This window comes from Aeromicrobium sp. Root495, from assembly GCF_001426755.1.
In the GTDB taxonomy this organism is placed as follows: Bacteria; Actinomycetota; Actinomycetes; order Propionibacteriales; family Nocardioidaceae; genus Aeromicrobium.
In genome coordinates this window covers 860369-879524 of sequence record NZ_LMFJ01000001.1, presented here as the reverse complement: position 1 = coordinate 879524, position 19156 = coordinate 860369, and the positions used below count along the sequence as shown (strand labels likewise).

24 protein-coding genes and 1 other RNA gene are annotated in these 19156 nt (G+C 68.1%); 11 read left to right on the top strand and 14 right to left on the bottom strand.

From position 1 onward, the window contains the following. Positions 1-51 precede the first annotated feature (51 nt). Positions 52-672, top strand: a complete 621-nt coding sequence (locus tag ASD11_RS04540) for a hypothetical protein (RefSeq protein WP_056283890.1) — start codon at positions 52-54, stop codon at positions 670-672. On the opposite strand, the gene ASD11_RS04535 is transcribed toward ASD11_RS04540, so the two are convergent. After that, entirely contained in the window at positions 669-1169 is a 501-nt protein-coding gene (locus tag ASD11_RS04535) for a hypothetical protein (protein WP_056283889.1), read from the bottom strand. The genes ASD11_RS04540 and ASD11_RS04535 overlap by 4 nt on opposite strands. 95 nt (positions 1170-1264) lie before the next feature. Here ASD11_RS04535 and ASD11_RS18030 point away from each other — a divergent pair, with 95 nt between their 5' ends. Both ASD11_RS18030 and ASD11_RS04525 read left to right on the top strand, forming a co-directional pair. Then, positions 1265-1747: a hypothetical protein gene (locus ASD11_RS18030; RefSeq protein ID WP_156464588.1), complete on the top strand. Its 483-nt coding sequence runs from the start codon at positions 1265-1267 to the stop codon at positions 1745-1747. Between the two features lie 144 nt (positions 1748-1891). Beyond that, positions 1892-2194 (top strand): hypothetical protein, encoded by a 303-nt coding sequence (locus ASD11_RS04525; RefSeq protein ID WP_056283885.1) that lies wholly within the window; start codon positions 1892-1894, stop codon positions 2192-2194. A gap of 72 nt (positions 2195-2266) precedes the next feature. Here ASD11_RS04525 and ASD11_RS04520 read toward each other — a convergent pair whose 3' ends face one another. Continuing rightward, positions 2267-2962 carry a hypothetical protein gene (locus ASD11_RS04520; protein ID WP_056283884.1) on the bottom strand — a complete coding sequence of 232 codons (696 nt, stop codon included), beginning with the start codon at positions 2960-2962 and terminating at the stop codon, positions 2267-2269. A gap of 145 nt (positions 2963-3107) precedes the next feature. Here ASD11_RS04520 and ASD11_RS04515 point away from each other — a divergent pair, with 145 nt between their 5' ends. Beyond that, complete coding sequence (locus ASD11_RS04515; RefSeq protein WP_056283881.1) at positions 3108-3647, top strand: hypothetical protein; 540 nt, start codon at positions 3108-3110, stop codon at positions 3645-3647. Between the two features lie 3 nt (positions 3648-3650). On the opposite strand, the gene ASD11_RS04510 is transcribed toward ASD11_RS04515, so the two are convergent. The 3 genes from ASD11_RS04510 to ASD11_RS04500 all read right to left on the bottom strand — a co-directional run bounded on the left by ASD11_RS04510 (position 3651) and on the right by ASD11_RS04500 (position 5723). Then, the gene (locus tag ASD11_RS04510) at positions 3651-4631 is read right to left on the bottom strand and encodes a 2OG-Fe(II) oxygenase (RefSeq protein ID WP_156464587.1); all 981 of its coding nucleotides are present in this window, start codon (positions 4629-4631) and stop codon (positions 3651-3653) included. 142 nt (positions 4632-4773) lie between these two features. Further along, positions 4774-5349 carry a hypothetical protein gene (locus ASD11_RS04505; protein ID WP_056283876.1) on the bottom strand — a complete coding sequence of 192 codons (576 nt, stop codon included), beginning with the start codon at positions 5347-5349 and terminating at the stop codon, positions 4774-4776. Positions 5350-5360: 11 nt separating this feature from the next. Further along, positions 5361-5723: a helix-turn-helix domain-containing protein gene (locus ASD11_RS04500; protein WP_156464586.1), complete on the bottom strand. Its 363-nt coding sequence runs from the start codon at positions 5721-5723 to the stop codon at positions 5361-5363. 110 nt (positions 5724-5833) lie between these two features. Here ASD11_RS04500 and ASD11_RS18025 point away from each other — a divergent pair, with 110 nt between their 5' ends. Further along, a complete protein-coding gene (locus ASD11_RS18025) occupies positions 5834-6031 on the top strand; it encodes a hypothetical protein (protein WP_156464585.1) in 198 nt (65 codons plus the stop codon). A 191-nt stretch (positions 6032-6222) separates the two neighbouring features. Here ASD11_RS18025 and ASD11_RS04495 read toward each other — a convergent pair whose 3' ends face one another. The 3 genes from ASD11_RS04495 to ASD11_RS18905 form a co-directional block, all read right to left on the bottom strand. Continuing rightward, positions 6223-6498 carry a hypothetical protein gene (locus tag ASD11_RS04495; RefSeq protein ID WP_056283870.1) on the bottom strand — a complete coding sequence of 92 codons (276 nt, stop codon included), beginning with the start codon at positions 6496-6498 and terminating at the stop codon, positions 6223-6225. Next, the gene (locus ASD11_RS04490; protein ID WP_056283867.1) at positions 6491-7603 is read right to left on the bottom strand and encodes an AAA family ATPase; all 1113 of its coding nucleotides are present in this window, start codon (positions 7601-7603) and stop codon (positions 6491-6493) included. Before ASD11_RS04490 ends, ASD11_RS04495 begins: the two co-directional genes overlap by 8 nt. A 205-nt stretch (positions 7604-7808) precedes the next feature. Beyond that, positions 7809-7985 carry a helix-turn-helix domain-containing protein gene (locus tag ASD11_RS18905; RefSeq protein ID WP_442854192.1) on the bottom strand — a complete coding sequence of 59 codons (177 nt, stop codon included), beginning with the start codon at positions 7983-7985 and terminating at the stop codon, positions 7809-7811. Positions 7986-8174: 189 nt separating this feature from the next. Here ASD11_RS18905 and ASD11_RS04480 point away from each other — a divergent pair, with 189 nt between their 5' ends. After that, positions 8175-8690 (top strand): helix-turn-helix domain-containing protein, encoded by a 516-nt coding sequence (locus ASD11_RS04480; protein WP_156464584.1) that lies wholly within the window; start codon positions 8175-8177, stop codon positions 8688-8690. Beyond that, a complete protein-coding gene (locus tag ASD11_RS04475) occupies positions 8680-9789 on the top strand; it encodes a tyrosine-type recombinase/integrase (protein ID WP_056283860.1) in 1110 nt (369 codons plus the stop codon). Before ASD11_RS04480 ends, ASD11_RS04475 begins: the two co-directional genes overlap by 11 nt. A 67-nt stretch (positions 9790-9856) precedes the next feature. Here the strand turns inward: ASD11_RS04475 and rnpB are convergent. Further along, positions 9857-10236, bottom strand: an RNA gene (gene rnpB / locus ASD11_RS14110) — RNase P RNA component class A. 42 nt (positions 10237-10278) lie between these two features. On the opposite strand from rnpB, the gene ASD11_RS04470 reads away from it, so the two are divergent. The 4 genes from ASD11_RS04470 to ASD11_RS04455 all read left to right on the top strand — a co-directional run bounded on the left by ASD11_RS04470 (position 10279) and on the right by ASD11_RS04455 (position 13279). After that, positions 10279-10650, top strand: coding sequence for an ACT domain-containing protein (locus ASD11_RS04470; RefSeq protein WP_082554164.1), 372 nt, complete (start codon positions 10279-10281; stop codon positions 10648-10650). Positions 10651-10847: 197 nt separating this feature from the next. Further along, positions 10848-11429: a TMEM165/GDT1 family protein gene (locus tag ASD11_RS04465; RefSeq protein WP_056283857.1), complete on the top strand. Its 582-nt coding sequence runs from the start codon at positions 10848-10850 to the stop codon at positions 11427-11429. Positions 11430-11438: 9 nt separating this feature from the next. Further along, positions 11439-12497, top strand: coding sequence for an SLC13 family permease (locus tag ASD11_RS04460; protein WP_056283854.1), 1059 nt, complete (start codon positions 11439-11441; stop codon positions 12495-12497). Between the two features lie 17 nt (positions 12498-12514). Then, positions 12515-13279 (top strand): YaaA family protein, encoded by a 765-nt coding sequence (locus ASD11_RS04455; protein WP_056283851.1) that lies wholly within the window; start codon positions 12515-12517, stop codon positions 13277-13279. 29 nt (positions 13280-13308) lie between these two features. Here the strand turns inward: ASD11_RS04455 and ASD11_RS18020 are convergent, their stop codons facing one another. Genes ASD11_RS18020 through ASD11_RS04430 form a run of 5 tightly spaced genes read right to left on the bottom strand, consistent with a single transcriptional unit; the run spans position 13309 to position 19135 of the window. Further along, on the bottom strand, positions 13309-14472 hold the full coding sequence (locus ASD11_RS18020; protein WP_056283848.1) for a bifunctional RNase H/acid phosphatase: 1164 nt from the start codon (positions 14470-14472) through the stop codon (positions 13309-13311). After that, a complete protein-coding gene (locus ASD11_RS18015; protein WP_156464583.1) occupies positions 14469-15248 on the bottom strand; it encodes a zinc ribbon domain-containing protein in 780 nt (259 codons plus the stop codon). Before ASD11_RS18015 ends, ASD11_RS18020 begins: the two co-directional genes overlap by 4 nt. After that, complete coding sequence (locus tag ASD11_RS04440) at positions 15230-16351, bottom strand: Nif3-like dinuclear metal center hexameric protein (protein WP_056283843.1); 1122 nt, start codon at positions 16349-16351, stop codon at positions 15230-15232. Before ASD11_RS04440 ends, ASD11_RS18015 begins: the two co-directional genes overlap by 19 nt. After that, positions 16348-16986, bottom strand: a complete 639-nt coding sequence (locus ASD11_RS04435) for a TetR/AcrR family transcriptional regulator (RefSeq protein WP_056283841.1) — start codon at positions 16984-16986, stop codon at positions 16348-16350. The genes ASD11_RS04440 and ASD11_RS04435 overlap by 4 nt, the downstream gene beginning before the upstream one ends. A 40-nt stretch (positions 16987-17026) precedes the next feature. Continuing rightward, positions 17027-19135, bottom strand: a complete 2109-nt coding sequence (locus ASD11_RS04430; protein WP_056283838.1) for a RecQ family ATP-dependent DNA helicase — start codon at positions 19133-19135, stop codon at positions 17027-17029. Positions 19136-19156: the final 21 nt, after the last annotated feature.

The following is a 19156-nucleotide window of genomic DNA, read 5'->3' as shown; positions in this document are numbered from 1 at the left end:
CGGAGATTTTCGTGGTCGCCGGACCCAAAGTTTGGCGCATACGATCACCGCATGGCCGAGAACGAGATCACTACAGGCATTGAGGTGGGCCTTGGCTCGCCTTCTCCGATCCATCTGAAGTGGTCGGCGCAGGTCTCGCGTCGCTGGAGCGATCGAGGGGAAGCAGTTCTAAACCAGGTCGCCAGCGAGGTCGGCGGGTCGGACAGGTTGAGCGATTTGCTCGAAGCAAACCCCGACCTCGACGCACTGCTGATGCGCGCAGCCATGGCGGGCGCGGCGACTGCCTACGAAGACAAGCGCCGGGCCCTCGCTCGAGCCGTTGCGCAAGCTGCTATCGACAGCGCTGTGATCGACGAGTCAGCGCTAACAGTCGATGTGATATCCCAACTCGAGGCAGTCCACGTCCGAGCCCTGGAGTTAATCGCAAGCGCAGAGGAGCGGGCCAGGTCAGAAGGCGACTTGGGAGCGGTCGCCTTCGGCGCCGAGAAGCCGCTCACCCAGCAGGTCAGCCAAGCGGTGGAAGGCGTCCCCGATCCGGTGCTGCGCAGACTTCAGGGCGAAGGTTTGCTCGACGCCAGCATCAATTGGGATGGCCGGGCCCACGTCTCAGGTCTCACCTCGATGGGGCAGGCCATACTCGACGAACTTCGTGAGGTATCCCCAGAGGACTAGATTCCGGGTCGCAGAACCGCGTCCGCCACACTCTGGATCCGAGTACGCGCCGGCTCGTTGTGTGGGCGACCCCACTTAGGTAGAGCGACCGACGTACCGCCAAAGTTGATCTCGTACTGGGCGTCCCAGTTGATGTCGCTGCGGTTGAATCCCACGCCTTGCTGAGTCAATGCCACGACGTCAACGGCGCAGTCTTGCCCTAGCGGGAAGGCGCGAGACCGAGTGATGGTCGGCGTTCCCTCGAATGCGTGATCGTAAGTCCAGTATTCAGAATCGGCTGCTACTTCAACTTCGACGAGGGATTTCTCGGTCACGGCCACAAGATGCCAAGTTGTCACATTCTCGTCGACCTTCATCTCGACGAATTGCGCCCGGATCGGCTCGACGCCGCCGGTAAGAGCGAACATCGCCATGAGGGCGAATTCGGGCGGGACGTAGTCGCTCTTCCAGTCACGGCATGAACGCCAGAATTCGGTCGGAGTTTCGGGCAGCTTCATTGACTCTCCATTCCTCTTTGAAAACGTACTTCAGTCTGGAGGCCGCTGGAAGCGGCGCGCCGAACTCTGTCGGTCGCGAGCCCTACTCTCGGCCCATGGAGTTCTCGCCTACAGAACGCGAACGAGTCGAACCTTTCAGATACGGCAACAGCTTTCCGCCTCGCCCGATCTACCTCCGAGCCCTGACGCTTGTCGGAGGCTCCGAGATCCTCGCCACCTACATTGAGCGAAGCGAGGCCGCAGGGAGATCTACCTACGTCGCATGGGTACTGCTTCCAAAGAGCGTCGTGCGCGTTTACGGCGAGGGGCCGGCCGGATGGGACCTAACGCCGCGTGGCAAAGACCCGGACGAAGTAGCGGGAGAAGTCCGGCCGTTGAGCGACCTGATCGGCGTGGCCATCACGGACCTCGAGCAATGGGATGGCTTCTCCAACGACGTGAGTTGGTCAGCGGGATTGACGCTCAACTTCGGGTCCAGCGCGTTCGAGTTTCCGGCACTCGGATTGCCGGGCAACGACTACCTACGCGGGACCTTCGACGCCTTCACGCATAAGCTCTTGCGTGTCGTTAGCGGCTGACTCATCGCTTGGAAGTAACTCAGGATAGGCCCAGGGGGAGGCCCCCCGCCCCTCCCCACCAGCCGCACCTCCTGGCATTGGCGCTGTCTCTCCCCGAGAAGAGAAAAACCCCCTGGAGAGCGTGAGGGGGTCTACGATCCCACCGTGGCGGCTATCTGCAAGAACGGACACTTCATCTCCAGCACCAGCGCGATCTGTCGGCAATGCGGTGAGGGCGCGATGGGTAGCCGCAGCTTCCAGAGAGCCACAGCGCCAACTCCGAAACCCGCACAGACGCCGTGGTACGCGACGAAGGCCGGGGTCATCACGATCATCGTTCTGGCCTGTTTCGCCGTAGGCACCATTTGGTCCATCCAGAGCAACCGCGCAGACAAGAGCTTCTGCGACTCCTACACGTCTACGAGCCAGATCGACACCGAATATCTCTCCAGGTGCAGCGACGACTGACCGGACTAGGCGGCTTGCGAGTGGGTCGGCTTACTCGGATCCGGGGAGTAGTCCACCCACCTCGGGCTTTGACTAGAGACTGCTCGGGGCGAGGTAGATTTTGCAGCTCTTGGTGCCCGGTGAAACCAGCAGGTCCAAGTCGTCGGCAAAGACACCGTTCGGCGCGATCAGTTCCGGGAAGGTGTAGCCGCTGCCTGAGATGTTCTCGTCGGCGTCGTAGCAAATCGCTTTCACTGCTGGGCTCTTGAGCACCTCCCCGGTGGGATTGGTCAGCTTGATGTTCGCGACGGTCCCGCCATACTCGTCCGAAGCGACCTTTGCATCGACGGGCGCGTAGCCACTTGTATCGCCATCCACCTCACTGAATGTGCTTTCGTCCTCGACGAGCAGAGTCGCCTCGACGCTTACGACCTTCTCTTTCGCTTCCGCCTCGGTGACGACCGCGAGCTCCTGGCCGGGCCATCCGAAGCTGTCGACCTGCGACTCGGTGTTGATGACCTCGCCGGCCGCGTTCTTAAGGTTGAAGGAGACCGTGACGGTTTGGCCGGCGTGGTCCGAATTGTTCTTCACGACGGCGGCCAGGCCGACGTAGTCACGGTCCTTGTTCTGCCCGAAGCCGGACGCAATCAGCGTGCCCTGCTCCTTCTCGGGCTGCTTGGTCTTCTCGGACTTCGACTCGCTCGACGTCTGCTTCTCGACGACATCGGGCTCACCTCCGCACGCCGAGAGAGCGGTGAGGGTGACGGCTAGCAGGGCGATGCGCTTCATGAGGCGCGAGCCTAGTCCCGCGACAGTTCGCCTGTCCCGGAATCGTCGGAGGTCAGACAAGGAGCGGACAGTACGAGCAAGAGCGTCGGTGAAACGCATGACAGTTCTGTGCGGCCTGGACCGCCTGACATCTAGTCTTCCGGGCATGGAAATCGTGGCGCTGATGGTCGCCGTGTTGGCTCTAGGCATCAGCCTGGTATCTCTCATCGTCGATGGCCGGACTGCGAACGAAGCGGCAAGGTCGGCCGATGCTGCCGAGACTTCAGCGACGGAAGCTGAGCGATCGGCCACGGCGGCAGAGGACTCCGTGGAACTCACGCGGATGGAACGCGACAGGGCAACCGAGCGCGCGGACATCGAGTTTGTTCTCAAGCAGGAGGTCGGTGAGATTGTGCTTCGACATGTTGGAACCACTCCGGCCGCCGGAGTTGAAGGCGTTGTCACCGTTGCCGGCGTGCGAAGGACGCTCGATCTTGGGGACATCGCGCCCAATGAGCGAGTCGTGGTCTTCGATGCCACGGCCGAACGGGACGAGATGATCGCAGCCAAGAAGGCGTCCGACGAGTCCTTCCGCGCCGCGGGGTGGGCGGTACTCCGAGGAGGCGACGGCGGCTCGCTCACCTTCAAGGGCAGATTCACCTGGGTCAGTCCGAAGGGGACTCCGAACCTCCAGATCTTCGAATGACCGTCAGTCGTGCGAGCCGAAGCAGATGAGCGCGTACCTCTCGCCGCTCTTTAGCGCCGTCACGCGATGCAGTGTCTTGGCTGTGAAGCCGACGAGGTCTCCGCGGCCTGCATCTGCGAAGGTCCCGTGCTCGGTCTCGAGGTCGGCGCCTTCGTAGTCCACTCCCTGCTGCGAGAGGTGGACCGAGAACGACACGGTCCGGTTGAGTGACTGCGACTGCTTGGGGCTGTTGTCGATGTGCCAGTCCTGGGCCGCACCGGGGAAGTATCGCAGGACGAAGACGTTCAAGTACGCGACAGGCAGGCCGTAGTGCTCGCCGAGGGCTTGCGCGTAGGACCAACTCGGGACGCGAGAGATCCACGGCTCGGTCGCAGGCACCTCGACGAGTTCGGGTGCTCCCGGTCCCTCCTGCGTAGGAGTGGACCGTCGGTGAAGTTCGATCAGCTCGTCGCAGATCTCCGGAGGCAGCGCGTCGGAGATCATCGCCGGCTCGGCCGACTCGATGACTGGACGTTGGCCTCCGCTGCCGAAGAACTCGAGATCGTCCACGGGCACGCCGCAGAGATCTGCCACCTGGTCGGCGACTGGCACCAGCCAGTGGGCCGCGGAGACCTTGACGACTCGACCGCGGTGGATGAGGCATGAGCCGAGAGCAGCAAACTCGTCGCTGTGTGGGTCGGTCTGCCAGCGCTCGCCCTTGATGACGAGCCGGAGGGCAGCGAGGCCTGTGTGCTGCTGGATGAGTTGCCGGTTATGGTCCGATCGCTCGGGATTCTCGATCCAAGCGAAGGCATTCTCGATTACCCCACCGGCGCCGATGCTGACGAGCGAGCCGCGTTCGGGCGCAGCGAGGGCGATGGGTGTCTCGAACCCGGACTCCACGACTGATCGCAAGCCATCCTCTGCGGTGTTCGCTCGGTCCCAGCCTTCTTGCGCGGTGCAGCGCTGGCTTGCAGGCTCGTAGTCGGCCGGTACGACGCGCACGTAGCGGGTGAAAGATCGAGTTCTGGTGTCTGTGGGATTCACTGCTATGCCTCCGGTCGGGTGGAAAAAAAGCGGTAGAGAGAAGGCCGCCAATGCCAGGAGGTGCGGGGTCACCTGTGGAAGGGGTGACCCCGCCCTGGGGTCACCGAGCCGGCTGGAGGTAGTCGAGTTCGGAACGAGACGACAGCATGAAGTGCATCGCGTCCTCAAGACCCGACCCGGACGTGCGGTTGCCCAGTGCCTCGATGTCCGCCCTCAGCGACGCATCCTTCTCGGAGGTCTCGTAAAGAAACTTCGCCCATGTGCCGGAGCCCCACTGGCCTGTGTTTCGCTGGGTTGCCTCGAAGAGAATGGCCCCGATCAGGGCGCGGTCTCCGTTGGCCGTCGCCCGATCAAGCATCTGTCGAGCCTCGTCTGCACTTTCGAGCTTCGAGGCCCTATCCGACGCGTCACGCTGGCTGATGGCGTCAGCTCCCGTCATCGACTGCCGGCCGGCCAGTACACGCCGAGCTGCAGCGTCGCGGTCTCTTTCGGCAGCTTCACGGATCCCTGCCCTCAACGCGTCCATCCGATCCTTCGCACTGGCGTGAGCCTCATCGATCTTGCGCCGAAGGCCGTCAGCCGAAAGATCGCTGTCCGCCTTCAGGTCCCGCACCGTCCGCACGAGCGAGTTGCGGATCGACTCGGCCTCGCTTGCCACCTTTTCGCTGACTGTCATCTCTGGTCCTCTCATGCCGCTCTCGCGGCTCTGAAGTGTTCGTAGTCCTGCCGGTCGATCACGTAGCGGCCGCCATCGTTCTGCTGGGCCCGCAGACGACCGGCTCGGATTGCCTTGCCGACCGCCTGCGGGGTGATGCCCAACCCCTTGGCAACCTGTCCACTTGTCATCCACCTCGACTCTGACGCTGGTTTCCGGTCGGCGTCATCGCCGGTTTCCGACCCGGGAAACCTCGACGCCGGGTCCCACGACATGGCGAGAAGGCGGATGGCCTCGAGCACTTGTGAGGCCTCCGGGTCGACCCCACGGAGCTGCACACGAAGCTGGCTAATGTTTGTCCGGGCTTCGATCAGCGCGGCGACCCGCTCCGGCACCACGGCACTGTCGTGCCCCACTCGAAGCACGTAGGGATTTCGACGCGCGGTCACTTGCGCACCGCTTCAGATGGGATGCGGAACCCGCCTCGCGCTGGCACTCTCGGACGGTGTCCAGACGTCCGAACCGTCAGCAGGTCCTCACGTGGATCGCTGCTGTGGTTGCGGCCGGCGTGGTGTTCGTCGCGGGCCTCGCGCTTGGCATCGAGCCCGGGCCAGGGATGAAGTTCTTCGGCCTTGCGGTGTTCGGTCTGTTCGCCGCGGTCGCGTGGTGGATCGAACTGGGGCGTGACGATGACGACGCGTGAAGTGACCTCGTGAAGTGGGTTGTCCGAATCCTCGCCGGTGTCCTGATCGGAGTGCTGCTCTCGGTTGCCCTCGTCGATGACACAGGGCCCTCCTACGTCGACGACCGAGGGTACGCAGCAGGCGTCGTGCTGATCCTGGTCTTCGCAGGTTGGTTCGAGTCGAGGAACAGACGCTGACGTCGGGCGGGCTCTCACCGACTCGCCCCAGTTCGGTTGCGTCCCCGCCGCGGTGGGTAGATGGCTGCCCAGACGCCGCCGTCCTCGGGATGCAAGGCGACGTAGCCGCGGCAGGTATCGAGAGCGGGGCAGGTGAGGCAGGCAGTGACGGCTGCGTCCTGCATCTCGTCGTCGTCAGCGAGCCACCAGTGACCGATGGTCGGTCGGACGCAGGGCACGCGCTGGCCGTCCTGCTCGAGCCGGAAGATGCTGCCCATGAGGACGGCGAGGGCGTCGGTACGGTCAGTCATCGAGCACCCCCTGGGATGGGGTGTCACAACTGTTACTTGTGTAACTTTCGGAGGGAGAGAGATCGTCGTCGGTAACACTTGTAACGGTTGTAACGCCTTTGTAGAGACCGCGACCGAGCTTCTCGATCGAGCCACGGTCCACCAGTCGCTTGAGGTAGATCCGTGCGTTATCGATGCCCAGGCCCTCCTCGACCTCGCGAGGAGAGACTGCGGTCGGCTGCTCGTTGAGCCACTGCACGATCTCGGCAGACCGATCGCCGAGCCCTGACGTTTCGCGAGTGAGCTGAGCCTTCGCAGCAGCGTCGGCGAGCTCTTGCCCATCGAGCGTCCACGAGCCGTCTCGCGTGGTGACTGCGTACTCGTTCTCGGGCACGTCGCGGCCGGTCACGCGAAGGATTCCCTCGTCGCTGTTGCGCTGGCGGCTGACGTTGAGCGTGAAGTCCGCTGCGCCGTTCAGACCGTTCGTCCCAGACGTCGAGTCCATCCAGTCCTCACCCACGGCCTTGCGGACGTGATGCACGGCCAGGAGCGTGGCGCCGGGGTACTTGTCGACGAGCCCCTTGAGCAGCGAGCCGATCCGGTAGTCCCGGCTGTACGCAGACTCACCGGCCTTCGCGTCCGGCATGACCTTGCCGAGCGTGTCGAGCACGACGAGCGGTGCATGGTGACCGTGCTCCTCAAGCCAGCCCGCGATGATGTGCGTCGGGCTGACCGTGCTCATCTGGGTCACGAAATCCAGCAGTGGAGGAATCGCCACGCCCTCACCCAGGAGGGTGCGAGAGCGGCCCTGAAGCCGCCTAGGGCCGTCCTCGAGCGCCAGGTACAGCACCGGGCGGGCGTGGTTCACGGCGATCTTCCCAAGCGCTGGCTGTCCCCCCGAGACGGCCAGCGCTAAGCCTCCGACGAGCCAGCTCTTGCCGGCCTTCGGCGGACCAGTGAGAAGGCCGAAGCCTTCGGGGATGAGCCCGTGCACCGCCCACCTAAGCGGAGGGAAGGTGGTCGCGTCGAGATCGGCTCCGTTGAGGATGAGCGAGCGCCAGGCAGGGACCTCGATCGGGGCCGCCTCCTGGTCGTAGTACGCAGCATCCGCCGCGGCCCACGTCATGCCGCACCATCCCGCGGGCGGCGGTCAAAGATCGGATCACGCCGACCGTCGGGCAGTGGAGGGAGACGAAGGGCAGCAGCGCGCCGACGTCGCATCTGAGCGAGCGGAGTGTCTGCTGACGTATCCTGAAAGAAGTCGTCGGTTGCCAGCTGAGACTCTGAGGTCGCCCCTTCGCCCGGGCGGCCTCTCTCATGTCCTGGGTAGGTCATCCGGCCTCCGCCTCCTGCAGCACCTTGGACTCAAGCCAGGAGTGGACTTCGCTCTTCGCGTAGAGGGTCCGCTTCCCGACTTGCAGCCCGCGGGGTCCCGTTCCGTGATGCCGCCAGTAGCGAACGGTGCCGGCGCTAGTCCTGCAGAGCTTGGCTACCTCTTCGGTGGTCATGTACTCGTCCATCTCGTTCCCTTCCGGCCAAGTGCGTTGGTTGCTTAGGAACATTGTTGGTCGTGGGCTCTTGCGTTGGCTAGCCCAAGCGGGTTACTCTCGTTTCCACTTAGGAATGGAGCGGGAATGCCAAGACCGAACAGACCTCGCAGCATCGCTGGCGAGAGCACCCTTGCAAGGCGCGTCGAGATGGAGCGCGAGTCCCGTGGTTGGACTTACGAGAGCCTGGCTTCACGGATGGAGGAAGCCGGCTGTCCGATTCAGGCGTCAGCCCTCTACAAGATCGAGAAGAGTGGGCGGCGGATCACTGTCGACGAGTTGCTCGGGTTCTCCGCGGCGTTCGAGCTGCGAGTCGCTGACCTCCTTCGGCCGCGTGAGGTCGTTATGAGTTCCCGCCTCACGAGCCTCTTTGAGACCTGGGAATCCCTACGCCAAGAGTCCATCGCTCTTAGCCGCCGGCAGTCCGAGGCATTCAAGAAGCTGTCTCACTTCGTGCAGGAACATCACGCCGACACTCTGGAGCCCTTCTTCCAGATGGTCACCGCGTGGTCGGAAGAGAACGGTTCCACCGAGGCAGAGACCGAGGCCATCAGGTCAATCCTCTTGGCGACCAGTGTCCCGGTTGAGCCTTTCAAGAAGATGGAGCAAGAGGCCCTCGAGGCCCTGGCACGCGAGCGCGAAGGGCGACGGGACGATGGCGAGTAAGAGCATCGCGAAGCGCCCGAACAACCGCTGGCGTGCGCGCTACCGCGACGACGCCGGCAAGGAGCACGCCAAGCACTTCGACCGCAAGGTCGACGCCCAGCGGTGGCTCGACGAGGTCACGACGTCCATCGTGAGCGGGCAGTACGTCGATCCCAATGCCGGCCGGATGACGTTCCGGACCTACGCCGAGGAGTGGCGGGCCTCCCAGCCGCACCGGGTGACGACGCAGGCTCGCACGAAGAGCGCGCTCGAGAACCAGGCGTACCCGTGGCTTGGCGACCGGATGCTGAGCGAGATCCGCCCGAGCGAGGTGCAGGCATGGGTCGCGAAGCTCTCGGCCAAGAACCTCTCCCCCGCCACGGTGCACGTCATCCACGGCGTCGTGAGCGGCATCTTTAAGGCAGCTGTACGTGACCGGCGCGTGGCGTCCAACCCGTGCGAGGCGACGAAGCTGCCGCGCAAGGAGCGCAAGCAGGTCACCCCGATCACGATGGAGCAGCTTGACCGGCTAGCCGACGAGGTGCCCGAGCACCTCCGCGCCCTCATCCTCTTCACGGCCGGCACCGGGCTGCGGCAGGGCGAAGCGTTCGGCCTCACGGTCGACCGCGTCGACTTCCTGCGGCGGACGGTGCGCGTCGATCGCCAGGTGCAGCCGCTCGAGGGCGCCGGGTGGGAGTTCCGGCCGACGAAGACGAGCTCGAGCGTGAGGACGATCCCGCTCCCCCGCACGACGCTCGAGACGCTGAGCGCGCACCTGGCCGCCCACCCAGCCGGCCAGCACGGCCTCGTGTTCGGCGACGTCGACGGCGAGCCGCTGAGGCGGTCGTCCTTCGGCCAGACGATCTGGCACCCGGCACGCAAGCGCGCCGGCCTCCCTGAGGGCGTCACGTTCCACGATCTGCGGCACCTCTACGCCTCGCTGCTGATCCGTCACGGCGAGAGCGTGAAGGTCGTGCAGGCCCGCCTCGGGCACGCCGACGCGAGCGAGACCCTCAACACCTACAGCCACCTGTGGCCCGACTCGGACGACACGACGAGGGCCGCGGTAGACGCCGCGTTCGAAGGATTCGGAGGTGGTGCCGTTGCGCTGAGCTCGTGACCGTGCGGACTGTGTGCGGACTGCACACCCCACGATCGCGCGTTTGCGCAGGTCAGAGCATGTGGTGCGAATGAGCCGGCCTGTAAGCCGGATTCTGTCGAGGGCGACCATCCATCTGGGGCGCCCATTGCTGGACGCCTCGGTGCGACCTACCCGCTGACGTCGGACGAGCAGCCCGTCAGCGCAAGCCTCCGAAGAGACTCTCTTGGTCTTGCTCCCGGTGGGGTTTACCGAGCCGGTGCCGTCGCCGACACCGCTGGTGAGCTCTTACCTCACCGTTTCACCCTTACCCGCACTCCCGCTCCGAGGAGCGAGAGCCGCTGGCGGTCTGATCTCTGTGGCACTGTCCCGCACGTCGCCGTGGGTGGCTGTTGGCCACCACCGTGCTCTGTGGAGTCCGGACTTTCCTCGACGAGACATGCTCGCCGCGGCCGCCCGGCCGACTCATTCGCCTGCTCAGTGTAGGGCTTCGCCCGATAGCCTGGGATCATGGCCGACGCGATGATCCCGGGCTCCATCCAGCCCCGCCTGCACCCCGAGCCCGTGGTCTACGCCATCGTCAGGCCGGAGTTCGACGCCACCGGCGCCCTCGCCACCGTGCTGGAGCCCGAGGGACTCACCGTCGTGGTCGAGCAGGCCGACGCCGACGACGACGGCCTCCTCTACGACTTCGTCGGTGCCTGGATCACGATCGACCTGGTCACCAAGCTCGATGCGGTGGGCGTCACCGCTCGCCTCTCCGCGGTGCTCGCGGAGGCGCAGATTCCGTGCAACGTGCTGGCCGGCTTCCACCACGACCACCTCGTCGTCCCGTGGGACCGACGTCACGATGCGCTCGCTCTTCTGGATGGACTACGCTGATCCATGAAAGGGAGTAGTCCCCAACAGGTGCGTCGACATACTGACCGCTCAGCACGATCGAGCAGTCCGGTGCACCGGGCCGATCCGGAGAGATCCGAGCGGCGGACGAGACTTTCGACCGATTGTCCTACGACGATCCCGGTCGAAGTCTGCCCTTGATGCAGAGCTCCTCGTCCGGGTGATGAGGAGCTCCTCCCATGCTCGACGCTCTGTGGCTCAGCACCGCTGTCATCTTCGTCGCCGAGCTCGGCGACAAGTCACAGCTGATGGCCATGACCTTCGCCACCCGGTACCGGGCCCGCGACGTGCTCATCGGCATCACCGCCGCCACCGCGCTCGTCCACCTCGCGTCGGTGGGCATCGGCTACTTCATCGGCAACAGCTTCGAGAAGTACCAGGGCCCGATCGCCGTCGTCGCCGGCGTCGCCTTCCTCGTCTTCGCTGCCTGGACGTTGCGCGGTGACGAGCTCACGGACGACGAGGCCGAGAAGGCCAAGAACGCCAACGGATCTGCGCTGTTCGCCGTCGGCGTCGCCTTCTTCCTCGCCGAGCTGGGCGACAAGACCATGCTGGCCACCATCACGCTCGCCGTGCGCGAGGACTGGTTCGGGACCTGGATCGGCAGCACGATCGGCATGGTCGCCGCCGATGCCCTCGCGATCCTCGTGGGCGCGGTCCTCGGACGGCACCTGCCGGAGAAGCTCATCAAGTACGGAGCAGCGGCCGCCTTCGTCGTGTTCGGAGTCCTGCTGATCGCCGAGGGTGCGGGCTGGGTCTAGCCTCGTCGGGTGAGCCACGACCTGCACGACCTCGTCGGGGTCGTCGGCTTCCTCGTCACCATCACGGTGCTGGCCCGGGCCTGCGCCGACGAGGGACTCTTCGACGCCTGGGGCGGAGCCGTCGCGCGCGCCTCGGTGGGTTCCCCCCAGCGCCGGCTCGTGCTGGCCGCGCTGCTCGCGACCGCGGTCACGGTGGCCCTCACGCTCGACGCGACCGTCGTCCTGCTGACACCGGTGCTCCTGGCGGCGGGGCTGGCCCGCCGGGGTTCCTTGCTCTCGGTGCGACTGGCCAACACGTCCTCCACCCTCCTGCCCATCTCCAACCTGACCAACCTGCTGGTCTTCACCGCCAGCGGGCTCGAGTTCGTGCGGTTCGCCTGGCTCATGCTTCCGGTCTGGCTCGTCGGCGTGGTCGCAGAGGTCCTGGTGGTGCGCTGGTGGTGTCGGCACGACCCGACGCCGGCCGAGGCCCCGCCCGAGACCGTGGCCACTCCCCTCTTCCCCGCCGCCGTCGTGCTGGTCGTCCTGCTCGGCGTGGCCAGCGGAGCGCCACCCTGGGTGTGCGGCCTCGCCGGGGCGCTGCTCGTCGGGACCTACGCCTTGGTCCGACGGACGACGACGTGGCGCGACCTCCTCGACGCGGCCAACCTGCCGCTCGCGGTCGTGGTGGTCGTGTGGGGCGGGCTGGTGCTGTGGGTCGGCACCACGTCGGTCGGTGCGTGGGCCGACGGACTCGTCCCCACGTCGACCGGCTGGGCCGCCGTCGTGGGCCTGGCGCTGCTGGCCATGGTGGCGGCCAACGTCGTGAACAACCTGCCGGCCACCCTCCTGCTTCTCCCCGCCGCCGTCGCGGTAGGGCCGGTGGCGGTGCTGGCGCTGCTCGTGGGCGTCAACGTGGGAGCCAACCTCACCGCGGTGGGATCGCTCGCCAACGTGCTGTGGAGCCGCTCGGGCGGACGGGAGCACGTGTCCTGGGCCGAGTTCCACCGCCTGGGGATCCTGACCACCCCCGTCATCGTGGTGCTGTGCGCGACCGTGCTGTGGGCCTGGACGAGCCTCGTCGGCTGACTCGGTAGGCTGCGTCGGTGCTCGTCCTGCTTCCACCGTCCGAGGGCAAGACCGCACCCGCGGCCGGCCCCGTCCTCGATCTCGAGTCGCTCTCCTTCCGGCGGCTGGACCGCACGCGTGACCAGCTGGTCCGTGCGCTCGTGAAGCTCGCGTCGGGCAACCCGAGGCGGGCCGCCGAGGTACTCGGTCTCGGACCCACCCAGTCCGACGCGATCGCGGCGGACGCCCGCCTCCTCGAGCTCCCGTGCGCGCCGGCCGGCGACGTGTACACCGGCGTCCTGTTCGGCGAGCTCGACCTGCCGTCCCTCGACCCCGAGACCCGCGCGCGTGCCGACGAGACCCTGGTCGTGGCGAGCGCACTCTTCGGGCTCGTGCGGGCCGGAGACCCCATCCCCGCCTACCGGCTCAGCGGCACCGTCTCGCTCCCCCGGCTCGGGGCGGTCGCCGGACGCTGGCGTCCGGTCCTCCCCAAGGTGCTCGACGAGGCGGTGGGCGACGGTCTTCTGGTCGACCTGCGCTCCGGGACCTACGTGCAGCTCGGCAAGCCGTCCCCGTCGCTGGCACCACGGACGGCGTCGGTGCGGGTCCTGCACGAGTCGGGCGGCGTCCGCAAGATCGTGAGCCACTTCAACAAGGCCACCAAGGGGCGCCTCGTGCGGGCTCTGATCACCGAGGGCGTCGAGGCCAGGAGCGTCGACGGGCTGGCCGACGCCTGGCGCGACCTGGGCTGGACCGTCGAGCAGGACGGCACCCGACTCGACGTCGTCGTCACCGACGTCTGACCCCACCGCTGCCCTGGCCCACCCCGGGGTCAGTCGGGGACGACGGAGAAGTTGCGCAGCGACGGGGTGCCGTCGGGCCACCAGGCGATGGTGGTGATGCTGGCCGGGGCCAGCTCCATGGCGTGGATGACCGACATGGGTGCGTCGAGGGCCAGCCGCACCATCATCTTGATGGGCGTGACATGGCTCGTGACCACGACGGTCTGCCCCGCGTAGCGCTCGAGGATGCGGTCACGGGCCGCCTGGACCCGCTCGTAGACAGCGTCGAACGTCTCACCTCCGGGAGGCGCCACGGCCGTGGAGCCGAGCCACGCCGACAGCTCGTCGGGCCAACCCTCCATGATCTCGGCGAAGCTGTGGCCGTCCCAGTCGCCGAACGCCGCCTCGGCCATGCCGGGCTCGAGCGCGACGTCGAGGCCCAGCTCGCGGGACACGAAGCCCGCGGTCTCCTGGGTGCGACGCAGGGGTGACGCCACGATGGCGTCGACCTGGTGCTTGCGGGCGATCCAGGCCGCTGCACGCACCGCCTGCGCCTCCCCGTCGGCATTGAGCCCGGGGTCCGTGCCGCCGGAGCCGCAGAACAGCTTGCGGACCGTGCTGTCGGTGACGCCGTGCCGCAGCAGCACCAGGGTGGTGGGCTCACCGTGGACCGAGCCGCGCCAGCCCAGCAACGGGTTGGAGCCCTTCTCGGACTGCGCAGGTGCGGCCGCCGTGAGGTCGTCGGCGGGAGGCGACGGGTCGGGCTCGGCCGGCGCGATCGTGCCGACGACGGCGGGTCGGCCCGTGCGCGCCTCCTCGTCCATGGCCTCGTTGGCCAAGGCGTCGGCCGCGCCGTTCTGCTCCCGCGGGACCCACGTCCAGGTGACGTCAGCCGGGGCCAGCTCGCGGGCCTGCTCGGCGAGCGGCTTCATGGAGGCGTGCTTGATCTTCCAGCGGCCTGCCATCTGCTCGATCACGAGCTTGGAGTCCATGCGGACCTCCACCACCGCGTCGGGTGCGTGGTCGCGGACGAGCTCGAGGCCGGCGATGAGCCCGCTGTACTCGGCCACGTTGTTGGTGGCGACGCCGATGGTCTCGCCACGCTGGGCGAGGACCTCGTGCGTCTCGGCGTCACGCACGAGGGCGCCGTAGGCAGCGGGGCCCGGGTTCCCCCGCGACCCGCCGTCCGCCTCGACGACGACCTTGCGGCTCACAGCCCTGACTCGGCCGTCCGGACGAGGATGCGGCTGCACTCGGGGCACCGCACGACGTCGTCGATCGGCTGCGCGGCGATGTCGCGCAGGTCGGCGCTGTTGAGCTCCAGCCGGCAGCCCTCGCAGCGACGTGCCTGGAGCGCAGCGGCTCCCGAGCCGTACTGCGCACGGAGCTTGTCGTAGAGCGCGAGGAGGTCGTCGGGGACCTCGGCGACGAGCGTCCCGCGAGCGGCCGTGGCCAGCACGGACTGCTCCTCGATGGCCGTGAGAGCAGCGTCGCGGGCGGCCTCGGCGTGGGCGATGTCGGTCTTCAACGCGTCGAGGTCGGCCGTGATGGCGTCGAGGGCCGTCTGGGCCTCCTCGAGCTGCTCCATGATCTCGATCTCCTCGTCCTCGAGCGTGCCGATGCGGCGCTCGAGAGCCGTGAGCTCGTGCTGCATGTTGGCGAGGTCCTTGGGGCTGCTGATCGCACCGCTGGCCATGCGCTCCTCGTCGCGCTGGCGACGGGCCTTGACCTGCTCCACCTCGTGGTCGGCCTTCTTCTGCGCCCGGGTGAGGTCCTGGACCTTCGTGAGCGCGGCGACGCGCTGTGAGTCCAGCTCCGCCGCCTTGGTCCCGAGCTCCTTCAGCTGCGCGAGCTCGGGCAGCGACGAACGGCGGTGCGCGAGCTGGAGCAGGGTGGCGTCCTGCGCCTGGAGGTCGAGCAGGACGAGCTGGGAGGACGGTTCGGCTTTCAGCGGGAGCTCCTGGTGCTGGGTCAGACCGTGTGGGTCCACGGGTCGGTGACGACGGTCGAGACGCGGGTCTCCACCGTATCCCCCAGCGCATCCTCCAAGGCACGTGAGGCCACGGGCAGCCACGTCCACTCCGCCGCCCAGTGCGGCACGTCGACGACAGCACAGGCGTCGGGACGCTCGCGGTGCTCGCTCACGGGGTGGTGGCGCAGGTCGGAGGTGACGTAGACGTCGGCCCCCGCCGCCTGCGCGGTGCCGAGCAGGAAGTCTCCGGAGCCCCCGCACAGCGCGACGGTGTGGACCAGGCGGTCGAGGTCCCCGGCGATGCGCGTGGCGCCATGGTGGGAGGGCAGGGACGAGGCGACGTGCTCGGCGAACCGCCCCAGGCTCATGGGGCCAGGCAGGAGCCCGATGCGTCCGCTCCCCCGCTGCGCCGACGGTGCGCCCTCGGTGGCGACGACGTCGTGGGCCACCTCCTCGTACGGGTGCGCCTCCCGCATGGCCGAGCGGATCCTCTCGCGCGCGTCCGGCTGGGCCACGAGCCGGATCATGACCTCGTCGACCCGTTCGTCGTCGCCCACGGCCCCCACGGCCGGGCGCGCACCGGACAGCGGGCGGAAGGTCCCGACGCCCGAGGCGCGGAACGAGGCACGGTCGTAGTCGCCGACCGCTCCGGCACCGGCCGTCCACATGGCCTCGGCCACCCGGTCGGCGTCGGCCTCGGGGACGTAGACGGTCCAGGCGTCGAGGGCGTCGGTGTCGGGCTCGAGCGGTCGCAGGTCGGTGAGGCCCAGCGCGAGCCCCATGGACTCCGAGACGCCCAGGCGCGGCGAGTCGGCGTTGGTGTGGCACGTGTGCAGGGCGATGCCCCGGCTGGCGAGCGTGTGGACGACGCGGCCCTTGGGGGTGGTGGCCGCCACCGACGTGACGCCCTTCAGGTGGAGGGGGTGGTGCGTGAGGACCAGCTGAGCCCCCCACTCGACGGCCTCGTCCACCACGGCCTGGACGGGATCCACGGCCAGCAGGATCCGGCGCACCTCGGCGTCAGGGTCTCCGACGACGGTGCCGACGGCGTCCCAGTCGTCGGCCCATCGGGGGTCGTACAGGCCGTCGAGGACGGCGACGACCTCACGCAGCGTGGTCATGGGCGCTCCTGTCCGGCCAGCACGGTGGCGAGGAGGTCGCCGACGAGACGCTGCAGCAGCGTTCCGTCGAGCTCGTCCGCCTCGGAGTCGAGGAAGTGGGTGCGCAGCGCCACGTCGAACGCGCCCAGCAGGAGGAACGCCGCGGACTCGGCCGGGATGGTGAGTCGCAGGTCGAGGGCCACGGCGGCCCGCTCCACGAATCCGGTGATGTCGTCGACCGTGCGCTGCCAGAGCTCGCGGTAGACCTGGGCGATCTCGGGGTGGCGCGCACCGTGGGTGATGAACTCCTGGTTGATGAGGAAGCCCATGCGGTCGTGGGGGTACCCCCGAAGGAAGCGGTCGAGGACGCGTGACACCACGGTGGGGGCGTCCTGGCCGGCCAGGAGCTCGGCGTCGAGCGCCTCCGACATCTCCTGCATGAGCAGGTCGCTCTCCCGGTGGAAGAGCGCGAGGACGAGGTCCTCCTTGGAGGCGAAGTTCGAGTAGAACGCTCCGCGGGTGAAGCCAGCGCGCTCGCAGATGGTCTCGACGGTCGCGCCCTGGATGCCGGTGTCGGCGAGGACCTGGCGAGCAGCATCGAGGATGCGCTCGCGGGTGGCCTCTCGCTTGCGCGTGGGTGCTCCTGCGGGGGCCATGGCTCGACGATACAACCTTGTATCGGGACGGAGGGCCGACTCACCCGACGGATGCGAGCGCGAACGGCAGGACGGCCTCGGCGCCGTGGCGTCGGAGCTCGAGCCCGGCGACCGTCAGGGTCCACCGGCTGTCGACGAGGTCGTCGACCAGCAGGACGGGTCCACCGACACCGGCCAAGGCCTCGGCCAGGGCAGGACCGACGCTCACCGAGCCCCACACACCGGCCAGGCGGAAGGCGCTGTTGCCGCCGGGGCTGGACGCCGGCACCCCGGAAGCCACGTCGAGCGAGCCGAGGAGCGGCAGGCGCCCGATGCGCGCGATGCCCTCGGCGAGACTCGCCACGAGCTGGGGCCGGGAGCGCGACGGCATGGCCACGACGCCGACGGGGCGCTCCGACCAGCCCCATCCGGCCAGCACCCGCACGACGCCCTTGAGCAGCTCGTCGGAGACCGGGCCGTCGGGTCGGCCCGGGGCGAAGAGCTCACGCAGGACGCCGCCCCATCCGAGGTCGGTCAGGCGGGCCACGACGCGGCCGGGCTGCAGCTGCAGCTCGGGCCCGATCTTGCCCTTGAGGGGCTTGCCCTCCAGCTCGACGCCGAGCGACGCGGCGCCCGTGGGCCACTGGGCCCGCGGATCGATGGGGACACCCACCCGGTCGAGCGCCTGGACCGCGGCCGAACCGGCCTCGGACCCGACATCTGTGGGGTACCACGGGCCTGCGCACACGTCGCACTTGCCGCACGGCGCCGCGGAGGGGTCGTCGAGCGCTGCCTGCAGGAGCTCCATGCGACACGTGGTGGCTGCCTCGTAGGCCAGCATGGAGGCTTCCTCGTTCTCCCGAGCCGCCGCGATGCGCTCGTAGCGCTCGGCGTCGTAGTCCCAGGGCCGGCCGGTGGCCACCCAGCCACCGGCCACGCGCTGCACCGCTCCGTCGACGTCGAGCACCTTGAGCAACAGCTCGAGCGGCGTGCGGCGGATGTCGACCCGCGCCTCCAGCGCCACGGTGGACAGCGGCTCCGGGCCGAGGGCGTTGATGACGGCAGCCGCCTTCTCCGGCCGGGGCATGGACGCCGTGGCGAAGTAGCGCCAGATGTCACGGTCCTCGTGACCCGGGAGCAGCAGGACGTCGGCGTGGTCGGTGGCTCGGCCGGCGCGGCCGACCTGCTGGTAGTACGCGACCGGCGAGGAAGGAGCGCCGAGGTGCACCACGAAGCCGAGGTCGGGCTTGTCGAAGCCCATCCCCAGCGCGCTGGTGGCGACGAGCGCCTTGACCTGGTTGTCCTTGAGGGCCTGCTCCAGGACCACACGCTCGTCGACGTCGGTGCGCCCGGTGTACGCCTTGACCGGGTAGCCGGCATCGGCGAGCAGCCGGGCGGTGTCCTCGGCGGCCGAGACCGTGAGGGCGTAGACGATGCCGCTGCCCGGCAGCTCTCGGAGGTGCTCGACGAGCCAGGCCAGCCGCTCGCGTGAGCTCGCGAGGGTGAGGCAGCCGAGCCGCAGGGACTGCCGGGCGAGCGAGCCCCGCAGCGTGAGGACGTCGGAGCCCAGCTGCTCGGAGACGTCGGTGACGACGCGCTCGTTGGCCGTGGCCGTGGTGGCGAGCACCGGCACGCCGGCGGGCAGGGACTCGATGAGCCGGGCCAGGCGCCGGTAGTCGGGGCGGAAGTCGTGGCCCCAGTCGGAGATGCAGTGCGCCTCGTCGACCACGAGCAGACCCATGCGCTCCACGAGCGTGGGCAGCTGCTCCTCGCGGAAGCGCGGGTTGGTGAGGCGCTCAGGGCTCACCAGCAGCACGTCGACGTCGTCGGCGGCGAGCCTGGCCCGCACCTCGTCCCACTCATGGGCGTTGGCCGAGCTGATGGCCACGGCCCGCACGCCCGCCCGCTCGGCCGCGGCCACCTGGTCGCGCATGAGGGCGATGAGGGGCGAGACGAGCAGCGTGGGACCGGTCCCCCGGGCCCGCAGCAGCGAGGTGGCCACGAAGTACACCGCCGACTTGCCCCAGCCCGTGCGCTGGACAACGAGCGCGCGTCGGTGGTCGTCGACGAGGGCGGTGATGGCCTCGAGCTGACCGTCGTGGAACTGCGCGTCCTCGCGTCCGGTGAGGCGGCGCAGGGCGAGCAGGGCGTCTTCGGCGGTGGAGGTCACGCCGCCATCCTGTCAACGTCC

What these genes read in the sequence shown, in the direction of transcription:
- ASD11_RS04475 (WP_056283860.1), top strand. Translation starts at nt 8,680, where the DNA reads ATGGCGAGTAAGAGCATCGCGAAGCGCCCGAACAACCGCTGGCGTGCG.
- ASD11_RS04440 (WP_056283843.1), bottom strand. Translation starts at nt 16,351, where the DNA reads ATGACCACGCTGCGTGAGGTCGTCGCCGTCCTCGACGGCCTGTACGAC.
- ASD11_RS18905 (WP_442854192.1), bottom strand. Translation starts at nt 7,985, where the DNA reads ATGACCACCGAAGAGGTAGCCAAGCTCTGCAGGACTAGCGCCGGCACC.
- ASD11_RS04465 (WP_056283857.1), top strand. Translation starts at nt 10,848, where the DNA reads ATGCTCGACGCTCTGTGGCTCAGCACCGCTGTCATCTTCGTCGCCGAG.
- ASD11_RS04515 (WP_056283881.1), top strand. Translation starts at nt 3,108, where the DNA reads ATGGAAATCGTGGCGCTGATGGTCGCCGTGTTGGCTCTAGGCATCAGC.
- ASD11_RS04490 (WP_056283867.1), bottom strand. Translation starts at nt 7,603, where the DNA reads ATGACGTGGGCCGCGGCGGATGCTGCGTACTACGACCAGGAGGCGGCC.
- ASD11_RS04495 (WP_056283870.1), bottom strand. Translation starts at nt 6,498, where the DNA reads ATGACTGACCGTACCGACGCCCTCGCCGTCCTCATGGGCAGCATCTTC.
- ASD11_RS04470 (WP_082554164.1), top strand. Translation starts at nt 10,279, where the DNA reads ATGGCCGACGCGATGATCCCGGGCTCCATCCAGCCCCGCCTGCACCCC.
- ASD11_RS04480 (WP_156464584.1), top strand. Translation starts at nt 8,175, where the DNA reads ATGGAGCGCGAGTCCCGTGGTTGGACTTACGAGAGCCTGGCTTCACGG.
- ASD11_RS04505 (WP_056283876.1), bottom strand. Translation starts at nt 5,349, where the DNA reads ATGACAGTCAGCGAAAAGGTGGCAAGCGAGGCCGAGTCGATCCGCAAC.
- ASD11_RS04535 (WP_056283889.1), bottom strand. Translation starts at nt 1,169, where the DNA reads ATGAAGCTGCCCGAAACTCCGACCGAATTCTGGCGTTCATGCCGTGAC.
- ASD11_RS18030 (WP_156464588.1), top strand. Translation starts at nt 1,265, where the DNA reads ATGGAGTTCTCGCCTACAGAACGCGAACGAGTCGAACCTTTCAGATAC.
- ASD11_RS04435 (WP_056283841.1), bottom strand. Translation starts at nt 16,986, where the DNA reads ATGGCCCCCGCAGGAGCACCCACGCGCAAGCGAGAGGCCACCCGCGAG.
- ASD11_RS04540 (WP_056283890.1), top strand. Translation starts at nt 52, where the DNA reads ATGGCCGAGAACGAGATCACTACAGGCATTGAGGTGGGCCTTGGCTCG.
- ASD11_RS04520 (WP_056283884.1), bottom strand. Translation starts at nt 2,962, where the DNA reads ATGAAGCGCATCGCCCTGCTAGCCGTCACCCTCACCGCTCTCTCGGCG.